17 protein-coding genes are annotated in these 18,275 nt (G+C 59.9%); 11 read left to right on the top strand and 6 right to left on the bottom strand.

The window, feature by feature from the left end:
* Nucleotides 1-19: 19 nt before the first annotated feature.
* The 3 genes from VNV36_RS18975 to betC all read right to left on the bottom strand — a co-directional run bounded on the left by VNV36_RS18975 (nt 20) and on the right by betC (nt 4,241).
* A complete protein-coding gene (locus VNV36_RS18975; protein WP_325719401.1) occupies nt 20-1,588 on the bottom strand; it encodes a SulP family inorganic anion transporter in 1,569 nt (522 codons plus the stop codon).
* Nucleotides 1,589-1,789: 201 nt separating this feature from the next.
* A complete protein-coding gene (gene choX / locus VNV36_RS18970; protein WP_325719399.1) occupies nt 1,790-2,710 on the bottom strand; it encodes a choline ABC transporter substrate-binding protein in 921 nt (306 codons plus the stop codon).
* A gap of 16 nt (nt 2,711-2,726) precedes the next feature.
* On the bottom strand, nt 2,727-4,241 hold the full coding sequence (gene betC, locus VNV36_RS18965; protein ID WP_325719397.1) for a choline-sulfatase: 1,515 nt from the start codon (nt 4,239-4,241) through the stop codon (nt 2,727-2,729).
* A gap of 114 nt (nt 4,242-4,355) precedes the next feature.
* Here betC and VNV36_RS18960 point away from each other — a divergent pair, with 114 nt between their 5' ends.
* A complete protein-coding gene (locus VNV36_RS18960) occupies nt 4,356-5,306 on the top strand; it encodes a choline sulfate utilization transcriptional regulator (RefSeq protein ID WP_325719395.1) in 951 nt (316 codons plus the stop codon).
* Between the two features lie 79 nt (nt 5,307-5,385).
* Here the strand turns inward: VNV36_RS18960 and VNV36_RS18955 are convergent, their stop codons facing one another.
* Nucleotides 5,386-6,051, bottom strand: a complete 666-nt coding sequence (locus VNV36_RS18955; protein WP_325719393.1) for an NAD(P)-dependent oxidoreductase — start codon at nt 6,049-6,051, stop codon at nt 5,386-5,388.
* An 81-nt stretch (nt 6,052-6,132) separates the two neighbouring features.
* On the opposite strand from VNV36_RS18955, the gene VNV36_RS18950 reads away from it, so the two are divergent.
* Nucleotides 6,133-6,459 (top strand): DOPA 4,5-dioxygenase family protein, encoded by a 327-nt coding sequence (locus VNV36_RS18950; RefSeq protein ID WP_325719391.1) that lies wholly within the window; start codon nt 6,133-6,135, stop codon nt 6,457-6,459.
* Here the strand turns inward: VNV36_RS18950 and VNV36_RS18945 are convergent.
* On the bottom strand, nt 6,456-6,866 hold the full coding sequence (locus tag VNV36_RS18945) for a GFA family protein (RefSeq protein ID WP_325719389.1): 411 nt from the start codon (nt 6,864-6,866) through the stop codon (nt 6,456-6,458). The genes VNV36_RS18950 and VNV36_RS18945 overlap by 4 nt on opposite strands.
* 316 nt (nt 6,867-7,182) lie before the next feature.
* Between VNV36_RS18945 and VNV36_RS18940 the strand changes: the two genes are divergently transcribed.
* Entirely contained in the window at nt 7,183-8,490 is a 1,308-nt protein-coding gene (locus VNV36_RS18940; RefSeq protein WP_325719387.1) for a CitMHS family transporter, read from the top strand.
* A gap of 85 nt (nt 8,491-8,575) precedes the next feature.
* Nucleotides 8,576-9,343, top strand: a complete 768-nt coding sequence (locus VNV36_RS18935; RefSeq protein WP_325719385.1) for a TerC family protein — start codon at nt 8,576-8,578, stop codon at nt 9,341-9,343.
* 132 nt (nt 9,344-9,475) lie between these two features.
* On the opposite strand, the gene VNV36_RS18930 is transcribed toward VNV36_RS18935, so the two are convergent.
* Nucleotides 9,476-9,841 (bottom strand): DUF6124 family protein, encoded by a 366-nt coding sequence (locus VNV36_RS18930; protein ID WP_252875369.1) that lies wholly within the window; start codon nt 9,839-9,841, stop codon nt 9,476-9,478.
* Nucleotides 9,842-10,308: 467 nt separating this feature from the next.
* On the opposite strand from VNV36_RS18930, the gene VNV36_RS18925 reads away from it, so the two are divergent.
* The 7 genes from VNV36_RS18925 (at nt 10,309) to VNV36_RS18895 (ending at nt 18,275) form a co-directional block, all read left to right on the top strand.
* Nucleotides 10,309-10,944, top strand: a complete 636-nt coding sequence (locus tag VNV36_RS18925) for a hypothetical protein (RefSeq protein ID WP_325719381.1) — start codon at nt 10,309-10,311, stop codon at nt 10,942-10,944.
* Entirely contained in the window at nt 10,941-11,582 is a 642-nt protein-coding gene (locus VNV36_RS18920; RefSeq protein ID WP_325719379.1) for a hypothetical protein, read from the top strand. Before VNV36_RS18925 ends, VNV36_RS18920 begins: the two co-directional genes overlap by 4 nt.
* 245 nt (nt 11,583-11,827) lie before the next feature.
* The gene (locus VNV36_RS18915; RefSeq protein WP_325719377.1) at nt 11,828-13,486 is read left to right on the top strand and encodes a Na/Pi cotransporter family protein; all 1,659 of its coding nucleotides are present in this window, start codon (nt 11,828-11,830) and stop codon (nt 13,484-13,486) included.
* Between the two features lie 166 nt (nt 13,487-13,652).
* Entirely contained in the window at nt 13,653-15,053 is a 1,401-nt protein-coding gene (locus VNV36_RS18910) for a M16 family metallopeptidase (protein ID WP_325719375.1), read from the top strand.
* A gap of 190 nt (nt 15,054-15,243) precedes the next feature.
* Entirely contained in the window at nt 15,244-16,272 is a 1,029-nt protein-coding gene (locus VNV36_RS18905) for a DUF5924 family protein (protein WP_325719373.1), read from the top strand.
* A 54-nt stretch (nt 16,273-16,326) separates the two neighbouring features.
* Entirely contained in the window at nt 16,327-17,475 is a 1,149-nt protein-coding gene (locus VNV36_RS18900) for an ABC transporter permease (RefSeq protein ID WP_325719371.1), read from the top strand.
* Nucleotides 17,472-18,275 (top strand): ABC transporter ATP-binding protein, encoded by an 804-nt coding sequence (locus tag VNV36_RS18895; RefSeq protein ID WP_325719369.1) that lies wholly within the window; start codon nt 17,472-17,474, stop codon nt 18,273-18,275. Before VNV36_RS18900 ends, VNV36_RS18895 begins: the two co-directional genes overlap by 4 nt.

Raw genomic sequence — 18,275 nt, 5'->3', positions numbered from 1 at the left:
CGACACCACCGATATCAGCTCAATCCTCAAACCGGATCGGGCATTTCTCCGCCCCTTCCAGCTTCCTCAATTCCTCCACTACCGGCGGCCTTGCCCGGCGCAAGGTCAGGCTGCGACCCTGGCCCAACAAACGCCGCGCCTCCTGATGGAGCATCTCCACCCCTGAATAATCGATGAAGTTGATCTGCTGCGCCTCGATCACTACCCGCGCGCCATGCAGGCGTTGCAGGCGCACTTGCAGGTAATGGCTGGCGCCGAAGAAAATCGAACCGCCAACGCGCAGCACATCGTCGTCACCGTCGCGCCAATGCTGCACCTGTGGTTGCGAGGTGCGCTTGAGGTAGAAGAACAGAGACGCCAGCACCCCGGCGTAAATCGCCGTCTGCAACTCCAGCAACAGGGTCGCGAGGCAAGTCAGGGCCATCACCACGAACTCGGCGCGGCTGACCCGCAGCAAAGCGCGAATGCCGCGGTGATCGACCAATCCCCAGGCGATCAACAGAATGCTGCCAGCCATGGCCGGGATCGGAATGTGGGCGATCAGCCCGGCGCCGAACACCGCGAACAACGCCACCCAGATCGCCGAAAACACTCCGGCCAGCGGCGAGCAGGCACCCGCCTCATAACTCAGTCCCGAGCGGGTAAACGATCCGGCTGACAGCGATCCGGAGAAAAACGCCCCGACAATATTCGACAGGCCCTGTGCGCGGACTTCCTGATTGGCATCGAGCAACTGCTGCGAGCGCGCCGAAATCGACCGGGCAATCGACAGGCTGGTGACCAGTCCGAGCATGCCCACTGCCACGGCGCTCGGCAACAGGCGCAGGATCACCTCTAGATCCAGCGACAAGGCGCTCAGCGGCGGCAAGCGTCCGACGAACGCGCTGACCAGGTGCACATGCCCGAACATCGCCGGCCACGACCACGTCAACAGGCTGGCCAGCACCAGAGTGATCAACAGCGTCGGCCAGCGCGGCAGGAGTTTTTTCAGTAACACCCCGACGATCACCGTTGCGACGCCGAGGGTCAGCGAAGGTTTATCCACAGCCCCGAGGTGTCGCGTCAAGTCCATGAGGCTGGCGAGCGCCGTAGTGTTGGCCGGCAATTCCAGCCCGAGCAGATTGGGCAACTGGCCGATGGCGATCACCACCGCTGCACCCAGGGTGAAGCCGAGCACCACCGAATGCGAAACGAAATTCACCAGCGCGCCGAACCGCAGCAAGCCAAGCAGCCACTGAAAAACCCCGGCGAGGAACGTCAGTAACAGGATCAGCGTGATGTAGTCCTCGGAGGCCGGCACGGCCAGCGGGCTGACGCTGGCGTACAGCACAATCGAAATCGCCGCCGTCGGACCGCAGATCAGATGCCATGACGATCCCCACAGGCAGGCGATCAACACTGGAATGATCGCCGCATACAGGCCGTATTCCGGTGGAAGACCGGCAATCAGTGCATAGGCAATTGACTGGGGTAAGGCGAGAATCGCACCGCTGAGGCCGACGATCAGGTCCCGTCCAACGCTGGCGCGGGTCTGCCGTGGCAGCCAGTTCAGGAAGGGGAAAAATGAGCGACGGCTGGGGAAGGCCATGGGTCCTCGCGGTTGGGGTTTTGCAAAAGAGTAACAGGCCAGCCTCCGTTATTGTGGCGAGGGAGCTTGCTCCCGCCGGGCTGTGTAGCAGCCCCCGAAAACCGGTGACCAGGTACCATCGGTTGACCTGGTCTGCCGGATGAGGAGCGCTTCGCACTCCAGTGGGAGCAAGCTCCCTCGCCACAAGAGTAAGGAGGTGAATTACAGCTTCGCTTTTATTGCCGCCAATGCATCCTTGCCATCTACCGTCTTCACCCCATCCAGCCACTTGTCCAGCACCGCCGGATTCGCCTTGATCCACGCCTTCGCCGCCTCGGTGTTGCTGACCTTCTTGTTCACCACCTCGGCCATGATGCTGTTTTCCATGTCCTGGGTGAACGCCAGATTGGTCAGCAATTTACCCACGTTCGGGCAGGCCTCAGCGTAGCCCTTGCGGGTCAGGGTAAATACGCTGCCGGTGTCACCGAAGTATTTTTCGCCACCCTTCAGATAACGCATTTTCAGCTGCACGTTCATCGGGTGCGGGGTCCAGCCGAGGAAGGTAACGAATTTCTGTTTCTTCACCGCTCGCGAAACTTCGGCCAGCATCGCCTGCTCGCTGGATTCGATCAGCTTCCATTGACCCAGGTTGAAGTCGTTCTTCTTGATGATTTCCTGCAGCGAGATGTTCGCCGGCGCGCCCGATCCGATGCCGTAAATCTTCTTGTCGAACTTGTCGGCAAACTTGTTAAGGTCGGCAAAATCATGCACACCCGCTTCCCAGACATAGTCGGGAACGGCGAGGGTAAATTCGGTGCCTTCGAGATTCTTCGCCAGTTGCGTCACCTCGCCGGTAGCGACGAACTTGTCATAGAAGCCCTGCTGCGCCGGCATCCAGTTGCCGAGGAACACGTCCACCTGACCATCCTTCAAACCACCGAAGGTGATCGGCACTGCGAGGGTGTCCACCTTGGCCTTGTAGCCCATGCCGTCCAGCAGGAACCCGGTGATGGCATTGGTAGCCGCGATGTCGCTCCAGCCCGGATCGGCCATTTTCACCGTTTCGCAACCCTGCTCGGCAAAGGCCGAAGCGCTGCTCAATGCGATCAGGCCGACGGTCACTGCTGTGGATAACTTGCGCATGGACTTCCCCTTAACGTTATTGGTTTTGGCAGGGTTGTGGATAACGGGCTTTGCGCTCCAGATCATCAAGGTCGATGTGGTTGCGCATGTACTGCTGACTGGCGTCGACCAGCGGCTGGTGATCCCAGCTCTTCAGCTTGCCGATGGTTAGTGCGTCAGCGACGAAACGGCGTCGGCGCTGGCTGGCCAGTACGTCCCGATGGATCGTCGGGATGTCCCATTTCGCCCGTGCTTCAGCGAGAAACTCGTCGAACAGCTGGCGATGATCCGGCGACTGGCTCAACTCTTCCTCTTCCCGGGGGTCGTTATCCACATCGAAGAGTAGGCACGGGTCGCTTTCGCTGTAGATAAATTTGTAGGCGCCACGGCGGATCATCATCAACGGGCTGACGGTGCCTTCGGCCATATACTCGCCGAACACCTCGTCATGCCCGCCCCGCCCTTGCAGGTGCGGCAGCAGCGAACGGCCGTCCAGCGGCAAGCCCGGCTCCAGGGTGCCGCCGGCCAGATCCACGAAGGTCGGTAGCAGATCGGCGGTAGAAACGGCGGCGCTGACCCGGCCCGCCTCGAACTGCCCCGGCGCGCTGATCAACAGCGGCACTCGTGCGGCCATCTCGAACCAGTGCATTTTGTACCAGAGGCCCTTCTCGCCGAGCATGTCACCGTGGTCACCGGAGAAGACGATGATGGTGTCGTCGATCAGCCCGGTATCCTCGAGGGTCTGCAACAATTTGCCGACGTTGGCGTCGATATAGCTGCATGCGCCGAAGTAGGCACGACGGGCATCGCGGATTTTATCCACAGGCAGTGGCTTGTTCCACAGGTCGTAAACTTTGAGCAGGCGTTGCGAGTGCGGATCGAGTTCGTCCTGGTTCAAGGCTGTGGGTAGCGGGATATCGGCATCGTCATACAAATCCCAGAATTTCTTGGGAATCGTGTACGGGTCGTGTGGGTGAGTCATTGACACGGTCAGGCAGAACGGCTGATCGCCGTCCTCGCGAATGTGATCGAACAGGTATTGCTGGGCCTTGAACACCACCTCTTCGTCGAAATCCAGCTGATTGGTGCGCACGCACGGCCCGGCCTGCAGCACTGAGGACATGTTGTGATACCAGCTCGGCCGCACATCCGGCTCGTCCCAGTTCACCGCCCAGCCATAGTCGGCCGGGTAGATATCGCTGGTCTGGCGTTCTTCATAACCGTGCAGTTGATCCGGCCCGCAGAAATGCATCTTTCCCGACAACGCGGTGCGATAGCCGAGGCGACGCAGGTAGTGGGCGTAAGTCGGGATATCGGCGGGGAAATCAGCAGCGTTGTCGTAGGCGCCGATTTTGCTCGGCAATTGACCACTGACCAGGGTGAAACGCGACGGCGCGCACAACGGGCTGTTGCAATAAGCGGCGTCGAATACCACGCCTTGGGCGGCGAGGCGGGACAGATTCGGCAGTTTGATCGGCGACGGGCGGTAGAACGGCAACATTGGCGCGGCCATTTGATCGGCCATGATGAAAAGAATGTTCTTGCGCTTCATGTGATCGCGGCATTCCATGTTGAATATTTATGCGAGAGTGCTGCGATCGAGCATGGAGTCCATGCCTGTTTCGGTAAAGCCCGCGCCGGACAATGACTAGGATAAGCACAGCTTATGTATGACGCCCTCGGTGACCTGTCCCTCGACCTGCTGCGCGCCTTTGAAGCGGCGGCGCGCCATCGCAGCTTTACCGCTGCCGCCGTGGAGCTCGGCACCACGCAACCGGCGATCAGCCAGCAGATAAAACGCTTGGAAGAACAGCTCGGCACGCGCCTGTTCGACCGGATTTATCGAGGCATTGGATTGACTGAAGTGGGCGCCCTGCTCTTCGAGCAAGTTGCCCTCGGTTTGCAGAATATCGACGCAGGCTTGAGCGCAATCAGCGCGCAGCAGCAACATGAAGTGCTGCAAGTCGCCACGGATTTCGCTTTCGCTGCCTACTGGCTGATGCCGCGTCTGCATCGCTTCCACGAGGCCAATCCGCATATCGATGTCAGCCTGGTCACCAGCGAACGTAACCACAATATGCTGCGTACCGATATCGACGTGGCGATTCTGTTTGGCGATGGCCGCTTCAAGCAAGGCGAGAGCCATTGGTTGTTCAGCGAAGAAGTATTTCCGGTGTGCAGTCCGCTATTGCTCAAGGATCGCTCGCTGCCCTTGCCTGCTCATGCGCTGCTGGAATTTCCGCTGCTGCACCTGCGCGGCGAAAACAGCAGTAATTGGTTCGACTGGAGCGGGCTGTTTCGTCAACTGGGCCTGACCACGCCGCCAGCGCCGGGCCAGTTGCGCTTCGACAATTACACGCTGCTGATTCAAGCGGCGATTGGTGGGCAAGGCGTGGCGATTGGCTGGCGCCACCTTGTGGATAACTTGCTGGTGCAGGGTTTACTGTGCCGACCGCTGGCGGAGACCACGATATCGCGGCTGGGGTATTACGTGGTATTGCCCCAACGCAAACGCCGAGGCGCATTGATTCAACAGTTCGTTGACTGGTTGATGGCCGAGCAGGCCAGCAGCGCCGAATCGCTCAACGGTCTGACTCTGCCTTCAATTGCGGTGTGAAGCGAAAAGATCGCAGCCTTCGGCAGCTCCTACAAATGGAATGCGATCTCATGTAGGAGCTGCCGCAGGCTGCGATCTTTTACGAATCAGAAGCCGCCACAAAATTCACATGCTCACCGACATGCAGATTCAGCCGCAGCTCATCGGCGATGCCCACCGCAACACGGTTCAGGCGCTCCAGCGGTTCGGCCAGGCCCGGTTCGAGATTGCCGCCGACCTGACTGAAATGCTCGATGGTCAGCCCGGCCACCCCATGCGGCGCGTTGACCAGCGTCCAGCGCAGAGAGCTGCTTTGCACAGCTTCAAGGATTTCCTCTGCGGCATGCCGTTGCAACTGGTCGTCGCTGTCAGGCTCATCGAGCACGCCGAAATTGCCCACCAGAAACAAACGCGGCACGCTCGCCAGCTGCAAACCCTCGACCAACGCGTCGACGGCCAACACCTGTTCCACCGGCCCGAGCGTCACCGAGCGCTCGACGTGGTCGCTGCTGAACGGCAGCCCCGGCGCGTCGAGCAGGCAGATCACCGCAGAACAGCCCGCGACACTCTGATTGACCCGCTCGGCATCGAACAAATCGCCGGTTTTAGTGCGTAACCCCGGGCGCGGCGCGAGAGCGGTCAGATCATCGAGAATGGCGATGACTTCGTGTTGGCGGCGCAGCAATTCAGCCATCAACGCACCGCCCAGGCTGGCCATGGCACCATAGAGCGCCACTTTCACCACTGGAGTTTCGGCATTTTTCATGGCTGTTTTCCTTATATTTGTCCTATATGGCCTGTGACGGTGGAAACAGCCAAGGGTTCGAACCGATTGAGAGGCGACACGATGCAAGGGATCAAGGGCTATCACGCCCACATCTATTTCGACGCGCAAACCATCGACCAGGCGCGGGCCTTGTGCGAGGCCGCCGCGCAATTGTTTGCCCTGACAATGGGCCGTGTTCATCAGCGCCCGGTGGGCCCGCACCCCGACTGGAGCTGCCAACTGGCCTTCGGCCCCGAACTGATTGGCGAAGTGCTGCCGTGGCTGGCGCTCAATCGCAAAGGCCTGGTGGTGTTCCTGCACCCGGACACCGGCAATGACTTGCTCGACCATACCGAACACGCCATCTGGATGGGTGCGATGCGGCCGTTGAATCTATCGGTGTTTTAATCGAGAGTTTCTCCGGCTTCGCCGGGCAGATGTTCATCCAGGTGCAGCCAGGGCAGTTGGCTTTCGGTCCAGATGTGCCGCTCGGCTGGCGCCTGCTCCGGATGGTCCAGTGTGGCGATGGTCACGTCGATACTGGACGGGCTGAGCGATGTCACCAGCGCCAGCTGCGCGCCGCAGTTCGGGCAGAAGAATCGCGTGCAGCTGGCCGATGAGTCATAGCGTGCCGGCGTTCCGGCCAGCCATTGAAAATCCACCGCTGGCACGGTGATCCAGGTGGTGACGATGCCGCCGCTGACCTTGCGGCAGATCGAACAATGACAATGTGCGATGTCGTGCAACGCGGCGCTGAACTGATAGCGGATGTGTCTGCAGTGACAGCCGCCGCTGTGTGATTTGTTCGTCTTCACTGCTCACGCTCCCGTATTTATTGGCCCTCAGTGCATCCGACCGCCGGTAGTCCATTCATGCATCGCTTTGTGCAGCGAAAGGTAGCTGAAAGCTTCCCCGATTAGGATCGCCCCACTCCCGGCAACAGACCGGTTGGCCCAAGACCTGTGATTGCTGCACAGGCCCGGCCCAATTAACAACAACAATGGTGATTCTGATGTCCTCTGCAACCCGCCTTCGCGCTGTAAATCCTCCCGTACGTCTCGTGCTCGCCGTTCTGCGCTGATCCCGCCCGATCCGCCCATTCATTAGCCGCGCTACGCCTGGAGTATTCCCATGCTGACTTTCCTTGGCTTCGCCATGGTCATCACGTTCATGTTCCTGATCATGACCAAGCGCCTGTCCGCGCTGATCGCCCTGATCATCATCCCGATCCTGTTCGCCCTGTTCGGCGGCTTCGCACCGAAAATCGGCCCGATGATGCTCGAGGGCATCACCAAACTGGCGCCGACCGGCGTGATGTTGATGTTTGCCATTCTGTATTTCGCCCTGATGATCGACTCCGGCCTGTTCGACCCGGCCGTGCGCAAGATCCTCAAACTGGTCAAGGGCGACCCGTTGAAAGTTTCGGTCGGCACCGCCGTTCTGGCGCTCGTCGTTTCCCTCGATGGTGACGGCGCGACCACTTACATGATCTGCGTGGCCGCCATGCTGCCGCTGTACAGCCGCATCGGCATGAGCCCGCGGATCATGGCCGGTCTGATCATCCTCGCCGGTGGCGTGATGAACATGACCCCATGGGGCGGCCCGACCGCCCGTGCGGCGAGTGCGCTGCATGTCGATCCGTCGGACATCTTCGTACCGATGATCCCGGCCATGGCCGCTGGTGTGGTAGCGATCCTGGTCATTGCGTACTTCTACGGCAAGCGTGAGCGTGCCCGCCTCGGCGAGCTGCACCTGGTCGGCGACGAGATCGATCACAGTGAAATCAGCGTCTCGCAATTCCCCGACGCGCGCCGTCCGAAGCTGATCTGGTTCAACGCCGCGCTGACCTTCGGCCTGATGTGCACGCTGATCGGCGGTCTGCTGCCGCTGCCGGTACTGTTCATGGTCGCGTTCAGTATCGCCATGATCGTCAACTACCCGTGCCTGCAAATGCAGAAGGATCGCGTCGCCGCGCATTCCGGCAGTGTGCTGGCAGTGGTCGGGCTGATCTTTGCGGCCGGTATCTTCACCGGTATCCTGTCGGGCACCGGCATGGTCGATGCGATGTCGAAGAGCCTGTTGGCAGTGATTCCGGAGTTCCTCGGCCCGTACCTGGCGGTGATCACGGCGCTGGTGAGCATGCCGTTCACCTTCTTCATGTCCAACGACGCCTTCTACTATGGCGTGTTGCCGGTGCTGGCCGAAGCGGCCAGTCACTATGGGATCACTGCGGTGGAAATGGCCCGTGCCTCGATCGTCGGTCAGCCCGTCCACTTGCTGAGCCCGTTGGTGCCGTCGACCTATCTGTTGGTGGCACTGGCCGGCATCGATTTCGGTGATCACCAGCGTTTCACCCTGAAATGGGCGATCCTGGTGTGTATCTGCATCCTGATTGCTGCACTGCTGTTGGGGACTTTCCCGGTGTTCAGCACTCTATAAGCCCAAGACTCACCGTTGCGGGTCCTGGCTTCGCGGTTTGAAGCCCGGACCTTTTTCGGTTTAACAATCGCTCAAAGGAATACACATGGAATGGCTGACCAACCCCGAAATCTGGGTTGCCTTCTTCACCCTGACCGCCCTGGAAATCGTCCTCGGCATCGATAACATCATCATGATTTCGATCCTGGTCAGCCGCATGCCCAAGCACATGCAGGCGCGCACGCGGATCTTCGGTCTTGGCCTGGCCATGATCACGCGGATCCTCTTGCTGCTGTCGATCACCTGGGTCATGCGCCTCACCGCCGACCTCTTCGAAGTGTTCGGCCAGGGCATTTCCGGCCGCGACCTGATTCTGTTCTTCGGTGGCCTGTTCCTGCTGTGGAAAAGTTCGCAGGAGATGTACCACGCGCTGGAAGGCGAAGACGAAAGCGACGACGCGCCATCGGGCAAGGGCGGCAACTTCCTCTACACCATCATCCAGATCGCGATCATCGACATCGTCTTCTCGCTGGATTCGGTGATCACCGCCGTCGGCATGGTCTCCCATGTGCCGGTGATGGTCGCGGCGATCATCGTCGCGGTGCTGGTGATGATGCTGGCCTCGGGCAAGATCAGCGAGTTCATCGACAAGCATCCATCGCTGAAAATGCTCGCGCTGTCGTTCCTGCTGGTGGTCGGTACCGTGCTGATTGCCGAGTCGTTCGACGTGCATGTGCCAAAAGGCTACGTCTACTTCGCCATGGCGTTCTCGCTGGCGGTGGAAGCGATCAACATCAAACTGCGCGGCGCGATGGCCAGGAAGAAACAGCAGCAGGATCCAGTGAAACTGCGCAAGGATGTGCCGGGGCAGTAACCCGGTAGTCCATCGCAAGCGATACCCCCTGTGGGAGCGAGCCTGCTCGCGAAGACGGAGCGCCAGTCGACATCAATTTTGACTGGCCCACCGCTTTCGCGAGCAGGCTCGCTCCCACATTTGTTTCTGCGTTCAGGCAGGAGGAACGAGGTTGTCGAGGACGCGGTTGACGGCCAGCTCACCCAACATGATGACTTGCTGGATCCCCAGCAGTGAATTGCGCTGCGGTCCATCAATAAACCCGGCCAGATCACTGGCCATGATGCTCGCCGACGCCAAAGATTCGCAGGCGTGCACCAGCAGCGTTTCGTTATCCACAGCCGGATCGACGAGGAAAATGGTGCTGGGCTTGCGCGCGGCGCCGGGGTCTTGTTTGAGACCGGGACAGAGGTAGAAATCGAGGGCGCGGTCGGCGGCTTGTTTGAGTCTTTGCGCTTCGAGGTCGGGGTCGTGGCGGGAGAAATCGGTATCGGGTGGATCGGGCGTTATCTTTTTCACGGGCTCTTACCTCTCAACATGAGGCTGCAACCAGCTCGCTGCTAAACGATAAGGGTGGCAGCTGTACGCAGGTTAGCAGACCGATGAGCCACGCAATCGGCGCACCCGAAGGTGCCCTGCGCACAGCCACCATCAGGTGCAGGAACGGATACCTGACTGATAGAGACTTGTGCCGCGTGGAATCATCGAGCTGCTAAACCCGATCACTGATGAGCAGTGACGGAACCAAGTTACGCAGCTAGCCCAAAGCGCACAAGCCGGCGGATTCTGGCGTAGCCGTAGGCAACGGCGCAAGGATTTGTAGCCTGTCGCCGCGTAACATGGCGTGTGCATAAACACTCCTGCGCAATCCGTGTTTAACCCCATTCAAAAAAATCACCGCAAAACCTGTGGGAGCTGGCTTGCCAGCGATAGCGGCGTGTCAGGCGACAGTCCATAACAGAAATTTCTAAGGGTGGGGGAGTACAGTGATCCAGTTGTCGAGAAAGCGCTTCGTCATAATTCTCGCTGCTGCTTTAGTTGGGGCGGCAATCGCGTATTCCACTTGGGGTACGGAGACCCTGCGAGTCCATATCGGAAAGACTTACGACACGACAGTCGCCGGCTCCACATTTAACGTGGCAGCCCATACGGTGATGTACTCCGGAAACCCTCCGCATCCCAGCTCTACCTGGATTTCTACGCCAGTAATCATTCATTTCGATGACCCGGAGCACGGCTTTACGTTGCCAGCCACCAAATTCGCCTCAATCGGATTTGACGAGGGAAAGGTTTCGAATATGACGACCTCTCCTATGCTCGAAACGTTGCCCTTCGACCAACTCATGGTGGTGCTTGATCAACTTCAGAGCCAGCTTAAAAGCGCCGGATGGGTAGAGTGGAACAGTGAGACCAATCCTTGGGTGAATACGGCTGATGAAACCAGTCGAAAGACGCTTCAGGTCGAGTTGTTTGATCACGTCAAGGTGACAGTGCTCTTGATCCCTCATAAGTACAGTCTCGCGCTCAACGTCAAATGCTACGCGCGCTGTAATGAGCGAGATCCGAAGACGGCGAAATATCTGATCGATGTCAGTGCCGGCAAGGATTACTACAGCGAATGAGCAAGCGCTGTACGGCTCGTGCCAGACGCTGGAAACTAACGCTGTTTTTCGCGCAGTTTTTTTGCATCACATCCTTCCACTATCCAATCGACGTTTTACGAGTCCATGTCGGCAAGTCTTATCCCAGCGTTGAAAGAGATTCGACCTTTGACGTTGAGGACAACACGGCGATCTATCCCGGTGATCCGCCTCACCCAAGTTCGACGTGGATCAGTAGCCCAGTGGTCATCACATTCGATGACGAACAACACGGGTTCACGTTGCCCGTTACAAAATTCGGTGCGATTGGCTGGTCTGATTTCAAAGTGATCACCCTTTCTACCTCACCAATGCTGGAAACGTTACCTTTCGAGCAGGCAGTGAATCTGCTGGGAGTGCTGCAGCAGACGTTCAAAAAGGCAGGCTGGTCGCCAGAAGCTGTTGAAGGGAATGATTGGCTCAAGACTGAAACTCAAGAAGACAAGGTGCGCCTTCAAGCCAAGCTTTTTGACCAATTGGACGGTGTCATTCTGTTGATTCCGCATAAGTACAGCCTGTTCCTCCACATCAAATGCTACGCACGTTGCGACGAACGAAATCCTGATACGGCCAAATATTTGATTGATGTGGGTTTTGGTGAAGATCACTTCAGTGATTGACCGTTTTCAATCGTCTCAGAGGAAGTCGACGGCTTTGGCAGGTAAGCATTGGCTGTCGATGGGCGCCGCTACGATTTAGCTGGGGGGTGAACCTGTTCATGACACTTTTGTTTCAATCCACGCTTTAGCTGTGCAATGCTGGCGCCCAGACCGTTGGCCAACTACAGCTTAAGTATCAAATACGTAGAAACCGCGCGGTACCGTCCACTTGCCCCTCTGGGGCGCTGCTACTCCAGGGGGTCTGCATGCTCACCCTGCTCAATCTGCTGTCTGCCGTCGCCCTGCTGATCTGGGGCACGCATATCGTCCGAACCGGCATCCTGCGGGTTTATGGCACCAATTTGCGGCATGTGATCGGCCAGAACATGTCGAAGAAATGGCTGGCGTTCGTCGCCGGTATTCTGGTCACTGCCATGGTGCAGAGCAGCAACGCCACGGCGATGCTGGTCACCTCGTTTGTCGGTCAGGGCCTGATGGCGCTGACCCCGGCGCTGGCGACCATGCTTGGCGCCGATGTCGGTACCGCGTTGATGGCGCGGGTGCTGACGTTTGACTTGTCGTGGCTGTCGCCGCTGCTGATTTTCCTTGGGGTGATTTTCTTCCTGTCGCGCAAACAGACGCGACTCGGGCAGATGGGGCGGGTGTCGATCGGCCTGGGGCTGATCATTCTCGCGCTGCAATTGATTGTCGAAGCTGCGGCGCCGATCACCCATGCGCAAGGGGTGAAAGTGATCTTCGCCTCGCTGACCGGCGATATCCTTCTCGACGCTCTGGTCGGCGCGTTGTTCGCGATGATTTCCTACTCCAGCCTTGCCGCTGTGTTGCTCACCGCGACACTGGCCGGCGCGGCGGTGATCAGTCTGCCGGTGGCAATCGGTCTGGTGATCGGCGCCAATATCGGCAGCGGCGTTCTTGCGTTCATGAGCACCAGCATGCAGAACGCCGCCGGCCGCCAGGTGGCGCTGGGCAGTCTGTTGTACAAACTGATCGGCCTGCTGCTGATCATTCCGGTGCTCGATCCGCTGGTGCACTGGATCGACAGCCTCGATTTCAGCCCGCAGGAAATGGTCATCGGTTTCCACCTGCTCTACAACACCGCACGCTGCCTGATCCTCCTGCCCAGTGTGGGGCCGATGGCAAGGCTGTGCGCCTGGCTATTGCCGGAGCGGCCGGAGGTCAACGGCACCGCCAAACCCCGACACCTTGACCCGACCGCACTGGTCACACCGAGCCTGGCGCTGGCCAATGCTGCGCGGGAAACCCTGCGTATGGGCGATCTGCTCGATAACATGCTCGACGCTTCCCTCGATGTGCTGCGCGGCAAGCAGACGGCGGTGACTCAGGAAATGCGCCGGCTCACCGATGACATCGAAGCGCTGTACAGTGCGATCAAGCTGTATCTGGCGCAGATGCCCCGCGAGGATCTTGGTGAACGGGACAGCCGCCGTTGGGCCGAGATCATCGAGCTGGCGATCAACCTGAAGCTCGCCGCCGACTTGATCGAACGCATGTTGCGCAAGATCCAGCAGCAGAAAACTTCGCAGCGGCGGTCGTTTTCCGAAGAAGGCCTGGAAGACCTCGCCGGGCTGCAACAGCAACTGATCGCCAACCTGCGGCTGGGTCTGTCGGTATTCCTCAGCGGCGATCGCGAAAGCGCCCGGCAGTTGCTGCGCGAGAAACGCCGCTTTCGTGCGCAGGAACGGCGTCTGGCCCATGCGCATGTCAGCCGCTTGCAACGCAAGATCGTTCAGAGTCTGGAAACCAGTTCGCTGCACCTGGAATTGATTGCCGACATGAAACGGCTCAATTCGCTGTTCTGCAGCAGCGCCTATGTGGTGCTGGAAACGGCGGACACCGGCGCGCTGGCGGTGGATGATATGGTCGACATCACGCATTCGCCTTGAACGTCTGGGGCTGGGGTCAGTCAGTTACAGTGGTTCAGCCGCAAGATCTTCGCGAGCAGGCTCGCTCCCACAGGGGAATGTATTTCAATTCTGGGAGCGAGCCTGCTCGCGAAGGGCGGTCTGAATAGCGACACGGATCTCCAAATCAGCCGTATGGAAGCCTGTTATGCGTTGCCTGTTGTTCGCCTGTCTGTTGCTCGGTTCCCTGCCCGCTTTTGCCCTGGATCGTTTTCAGGTCGAAGGTTATGCGCTGCCCAACGGTTTGCAGTTGCTGCTCAAGCCCGGCACCGAACGTGGGCATGTAGCGATCCGGCTGGTGGTCGGCATTGGCCTCGATGACTTCGACTGCAACGAAAAAGAGCTGCCCCATCTGCTCGAACACCTGCTGTTCAGCGGCATCGACGCCACCGGAGAAGGCGGTCTGGAAGAACGCATGCAGGCGCTGGGCGGTGACTGGAATGCGTTCACCAGCAATGCCGACACCACATTCGTCATCGAAGCCCCGGCGAAAAATCAGCGCAAGGTGCTCGACCTGCTGCTTGCGCTGCTGACCCAGACGCGCATCGATGACAATGCTATCAACGCGGCGAAACGCGTGGTCGAGCGCGAAGACGGCGGCCATTACACCAAACTGCAGCGTTTTCTCGACCGCCAGGATCTCGGTCACACCGCGAGCAATCAATTGGCCGTCGAGCTGGGGTTGAAATGCCCGCAGCGCGCCGAAGTCGGCCACCTGACCCAGGAGCAATTGGAGAAGGTGCGCAAGGCCTGGTACGCGCCGAACAACATGACCCTGATCGTCGTCGGCGAACTCGACAAACTGCTGCCGGCCTATCTTGAGCGCACCTGGGGCGAACTGCAGCCGGTCGAGCCGAGCGAGCACCGGGCGCTGCCGGACATTCGCACCAGCGCCGCCCATGAACGCACCCTCACCCGTGGCTTCATCGGCGACAGTGCCAAGCTGCACTGGCTGGTGCCGGAACCGGTGATCGACGATCAGTACGACCAGACTTTCGACATCCTCAAGGATTACCTCGACTGGGCGCTGTATCGGCAAATTCGCCTCAATCACGGCTTGTCGTACGGACCGTGGGCCGAGCGTGAAGTGTTCGGCGGTGTCGGCTTCATGAGCCTCAACGCTGACCTTGATCGCGATGACGTCGACGAAGCCATTCAAGTGCTGGAAGACCTCAAGGCCGACTTGCTGAAAAACGGCCTCGACCCGAACACCTTTGCCCGTATCAAACAAGCCGCCATCGCCCATCAGGCCTGGGCCGTGCAAGGCAACAGCGCACTGGCGGACTACTACTGGAGCGCGCTCGCCGACTATCAGGATGGCCGCTTCGCCAATCCAGCGCGAGAGTTGCAAGGGGTAACGCTGGAGGCGGCGAACAAGGCCATGCGCGAGCTGCTGTTGCAGCCGGGGTATATCAGGATCGAGAAGCCGTTGATCAGTGATGATCAGGTGTTGTGGCTGGTCGCGGGTGGAATCGGCGTATTGCTGCTGATCGTGATCGGCTGGCGCCTGCATCGCCACCGAAAACACCCGCCGACGACTGAGGCATAACCCTGTGGGAGCGAGCCTGCTCGCGAATGCGATCTGTCAGCCGACATCAATTTTGAATGTAATACCGCTATCGCGAGCAAGCTCGCTCCCACAGGGGGGTGTGTCGGTTTTAATGAGCCCAAACTCGCCACAACGCCCGGCGGACGCTACTCTGTCGGGGTATTTCCCTACCCTGCAGTGAATCGCCCACATGTCGAAAATAACCCTTCTGGTCCAGCGCATTATCGAGCTGATCAAGCGCTACCCCGGGGTTGTTGCGGCGGGTGGTTTCATTTCCGGGGTCGGCAGTTTCATGCTGGTCGACCGCCAGCAGGGGCTGGCGAGCTGGATCACCGTGATCATGCTGCTGAGCTGGATCTGGTTGATGCTGGAAAACACCCTGACAGGACTGTTCACGCGGATCTTCAAGCGCGAGATTCCCCAGCCGCTGCTGCGTTATGCGACGCAGATGATCCATCAGGAAAGCCTGTTTTTCGTTTTGCCGTTCTTTTTCATCACCACGACCTGGAACAGCGGCCAGTTGATTTTCACCGGCCTGCTCAGCGTTGCCGCTCTGATTTCCATCGTCGATCCGCTGTACTACAAATGGCTGGCGCCTCGGCGCTGGGCGTTTCTCGCGCTGCACACCCTGACCCTGTTCGCCGCCCTGCTCACGGCATTGCCGGTGATCATGCACTTGACCACGGCGCAGAGTTTCAAGTGGTCGCTGGGAATTGCCGTGCTGCTGTCGTTCCCGAGCCTGGCGTCGATCTTCCCGATCCGCACCGTGCGCAACGCACTGGCGATCCTGTTCATCACCGTCGGTATTGGCGGCGTCGGTTGGGCGCTACGCTCGTGGGTGCCACCGGCGACGCTGTGGATGACTGACGTGGCGATCAGCACGCAACTGCAGGATCGCACCCCCGGCGCCAGCCTTGATACCGTCAGCGCCGAGCAGATTCGCAGCGGCGGGCTCTACGCCTACACTGCGATCAACGCACCGCGCGGCCTCGACGAGCGGATTTATCACGTCTGGACCTTTAACGGCAAAGAGGTCGACCGCATCGCCCTCGATATCCATGGCGGGCGCAAGGAAGGTTACCGGGCGTGGACGCACAAACAGAACTTCCCTGGCAACCCGGCCGGCAAGTGGCAGGTGCGGGTGCTGACCGAGGATGGCCAGTTGATCGGTGTGCTGCGCTTCGCGATCACTGACAGCACACCGGCCAAAGAAAAGTAATCCGGTTCGTGCTATTACGTAGGATCTTGTAACGGCCGTACAAGCACGGAGCTTATGACCAGCAGCCCAACCCCCGGCAGTGCCCACCTGGACACCGCGCTCAGCCCTGCCCGCCTGCGGGTCACCGGCGACTGGACGCTCGCCCATTACACCGCGCTCAAGCAGCTGAGCGAAAAGCTCCACGGCCAGTACGACGCCAACACACCGATCGATCTGAACGGCCTCGGCGCCCTCGATACGGCTGGCGCCTCGTTGCTGGTCGAACTGCTCGGTTCCGAACGACTGGGCAAATCCGCCGAACACCCTGACTGCACCCTTTCGACGGCCGACCGCGCCTTGCTGCAAACCGTGTACTGCTCGCTGAGCGATTTCTGCGTGCCGATCAAGGAGCCGGAAATCAGCGTCAGTGTGCAACTGCTGACACGTATCGGTCGCGCGGTGGATACGGTGTGGAAAGACACGCTGCAGTTGCTCGGCTTCGTCGGCCTGATTCTCGAAGTCCTCGCCCGTGGCCTGTTCCGGCCCAGGCGCTGGCGCATCACACCGATGATCGCGCATATCGAGCAGACCGGCCTGGACGCCGCGCCCATCGTGGCCTTGCTGACGTTTCTGGTTGGCGCGGTGGTGGCGTTTCTCGGCGCCACGGTGCTGGCCAGTTTCGGCGCGACGATATTTACCGTGGATCTGGTCGGCTTCTCGTTCCTGCGCGAGTTCGGTGTGCTGCTCACCGCAATTCTGATGGCCGGGCGCACCGCCAGTGCCTTCACCGCGCAGATCGGCTCGATGAAGGCCAACGAAGAAATCGACGCGATCCGCACCCTCGGCCTCGACCCCATCGAATTGCTGGTGGTGCCGTGGGTGCTGGCGCTGCTGGTGGCGCTGCCGATGCTGACTTTTCTGGCGATGCTCTCGGGGATTGTCGGCGGCGGCGTGGTTTGCGCGGTGTCGCTGGACATCTCGCCGGCGATGTTCCTGTCGCTGCTGCAATCGGACATTGGCATTCAGCATTTTCTGGTCGGGTTGGTGAAGGCGCCGATCTTCGCCTTCCTGATCGGGGCGATTGGTTGCCTGGAAGGCTTCAAGGTCAGCGGCAGCGCCGAATCGGTCGGCGCCCACACCACGTCCAGCGTGGTGCAATCGATTTTCGTGGTTATCGTGCTCGATGCGGTGGCTGCGCTGTTTTTCATGGAGATGGGCTGGTGAGTCGTCTACCCCGCGCGCCCTCGGAGGCGGTGATCGAAGTTCGTGGCCTGTGCAACCGCTTCGGCCCGCAGAGCGTGCACGAGCACCTCGATCTGGATGTGTATAGAGGCGAAATCCTTGCCGTGGTCGGCGGCTCCGGCACCGGCAAATCGGTGCTGCTGCGCAGCATTGTCGGGCTGAACCGGCCCAGTGAAGGCGTCGTCAAAGTCTTCGGGAAAAATCTGCCGAGCCTGGCCGAGCACGAGCGTTCGCTGATCGAACGCCGTTTTGGTGTGTTGTTTCAGAAAGGCGCGCTGTTTTCGTCGCTGACTGTCACCGAGAACGTCGCCCTGCCCCTTATCGAGCACGCCGGCCTCAGTCGTCACGACGCCGAGCACCTGGCGGCAGTGAAACTGGCGCTGGCCGGGCTGCCGTTGTCGGCTGCGGACAAGTACCCGGCGTCGCTGTCCGGCGGCATGATCAAGCGCGCTGCGCTGGCGCGGGCCCTGGCGCTGGATCCGGACATACTGTTTCTCGATGAGCCCACCGCCGGCCTCGATCCGATTGGCGCGGCGCAGTTCGATCAATTGATCCTGACCCTGCGCGATGCGCTGGGCCTGAGCGTGTTTCTGGTTACCCATGACCTCGACACGCTCTACACCATCACCGACCGCGTGGCGGTGCTGGCGCAGAAGAAAGTGCTGGTCGCCGGGCCCATCGATGTCGTCTCGGAAACCGACGACGCGTGGATTCACGAATACTTCCACGGCCCGCGCGGCCGCTCGGCGCTGGACGCCGCCAAACTGCTCAACGAGGTCTGA

It is taken from the genome of Pseudomonas sp., from assembly GCF_035554175.1.
Lineage (GTDB): Bacteria > Pseudomonadota > Gammaproteobacteria > Pseudomonadales > Pseudomonadaceae > Aquipseudomonas.
The sequence above is the reverse complement of the archived record's forward strand: the minus strand, read 5'-3'. Positions and strand labels throughout refer to the sequence as shown.

Coding starts and splice junctions, on each gene's coding strand:
- VNV36_RS18975 (WP_325719401.1), bottom strand. CDS start 1,588: ATGGCCTTCCCCAGCCGTCGCTCATTTTTCCCCTTCCTGAACTGGCTG.
- VNV36_RS18940 (WP_325719387.1), top strand. CDS start 7,183: ATGCTGACTTTCCTTGGCTTCGCCATGGTCATCACGTTCATGTTCCTG.
- VNV36_RS18955 (WP_325719393.1), bottom strand. CDS start 6,051: ATGAAAAATGCCGAAACTCCAGTGGTGAAAGTGGCGCTCTATGGTGCC.
- betC (WP_325719397.1), bottom strand. CDS start 4,241: ATGAAGCGCAAGAACATTCTTTTCATCATGGCCGATCAAATGGCCGCG.
- VNV36_RS18960 (WP_325719395.1), top strand. CDS start 4,356: ATGTATGACGCCCTCGGTGACCTGTCCCTCGACCTGCTGCGCGCCTTT.
- choX (WP_325719399.1), bottom strand. CDS start 2,710: ATGCGCAAGTTATCCACAGCAGTGACCGTCGGCCTGATCGCATTGAGC.
- VNV36_RS18900 (WP_325719371.1), top strand. CDS start 16,327: ATGACCAGCAGCCCAACCCCCGGCAGTGCCCACCTGGACACCGCGCTC.
- VNV36_RS18915 (WP_325719377.1), top strand. CDS start 11,828: ATGCTCACCCTGCTCAATCTGCTGTCTGCCGTCGCCCTGCTGATCTGG.
- VNV36_RS18950 (WP_325719391.1), top strand. CDS start 6,133: ATGCAAGGGATCAAGGGCTATCACGCCCACATCTATTTCGACGCGCAA.
- VNV36_RS18910 (WP_325719375.1), top strand. CDS start 13,653: ATGCGTTGCCTGTTGTTCGCCTGTCTGTTGCTCGGTTCCCTGCCCGCT.
- VNV36_RS18935 (WP_325719385.1), top strand. CDS start 8,576: ATGGAATGGCTGACCAACCCCGAAATCTGGGTTGCCTTCTTCACCCTG.
- VNV36_RS18920 (WP_325719379.1), top strand. CDS start 10,941: ATGAGCAAGCGCTGTACGGCTCGTGCCAGACGCTGGAAACTAACGCTG.
- VNV36_RS18905 (WP_325719373.1), top strand. CDS start 15,244: ATGTCGAAAATAACCCTTCTGGTCCAGCGCATTATCGAGCTGATCAAG.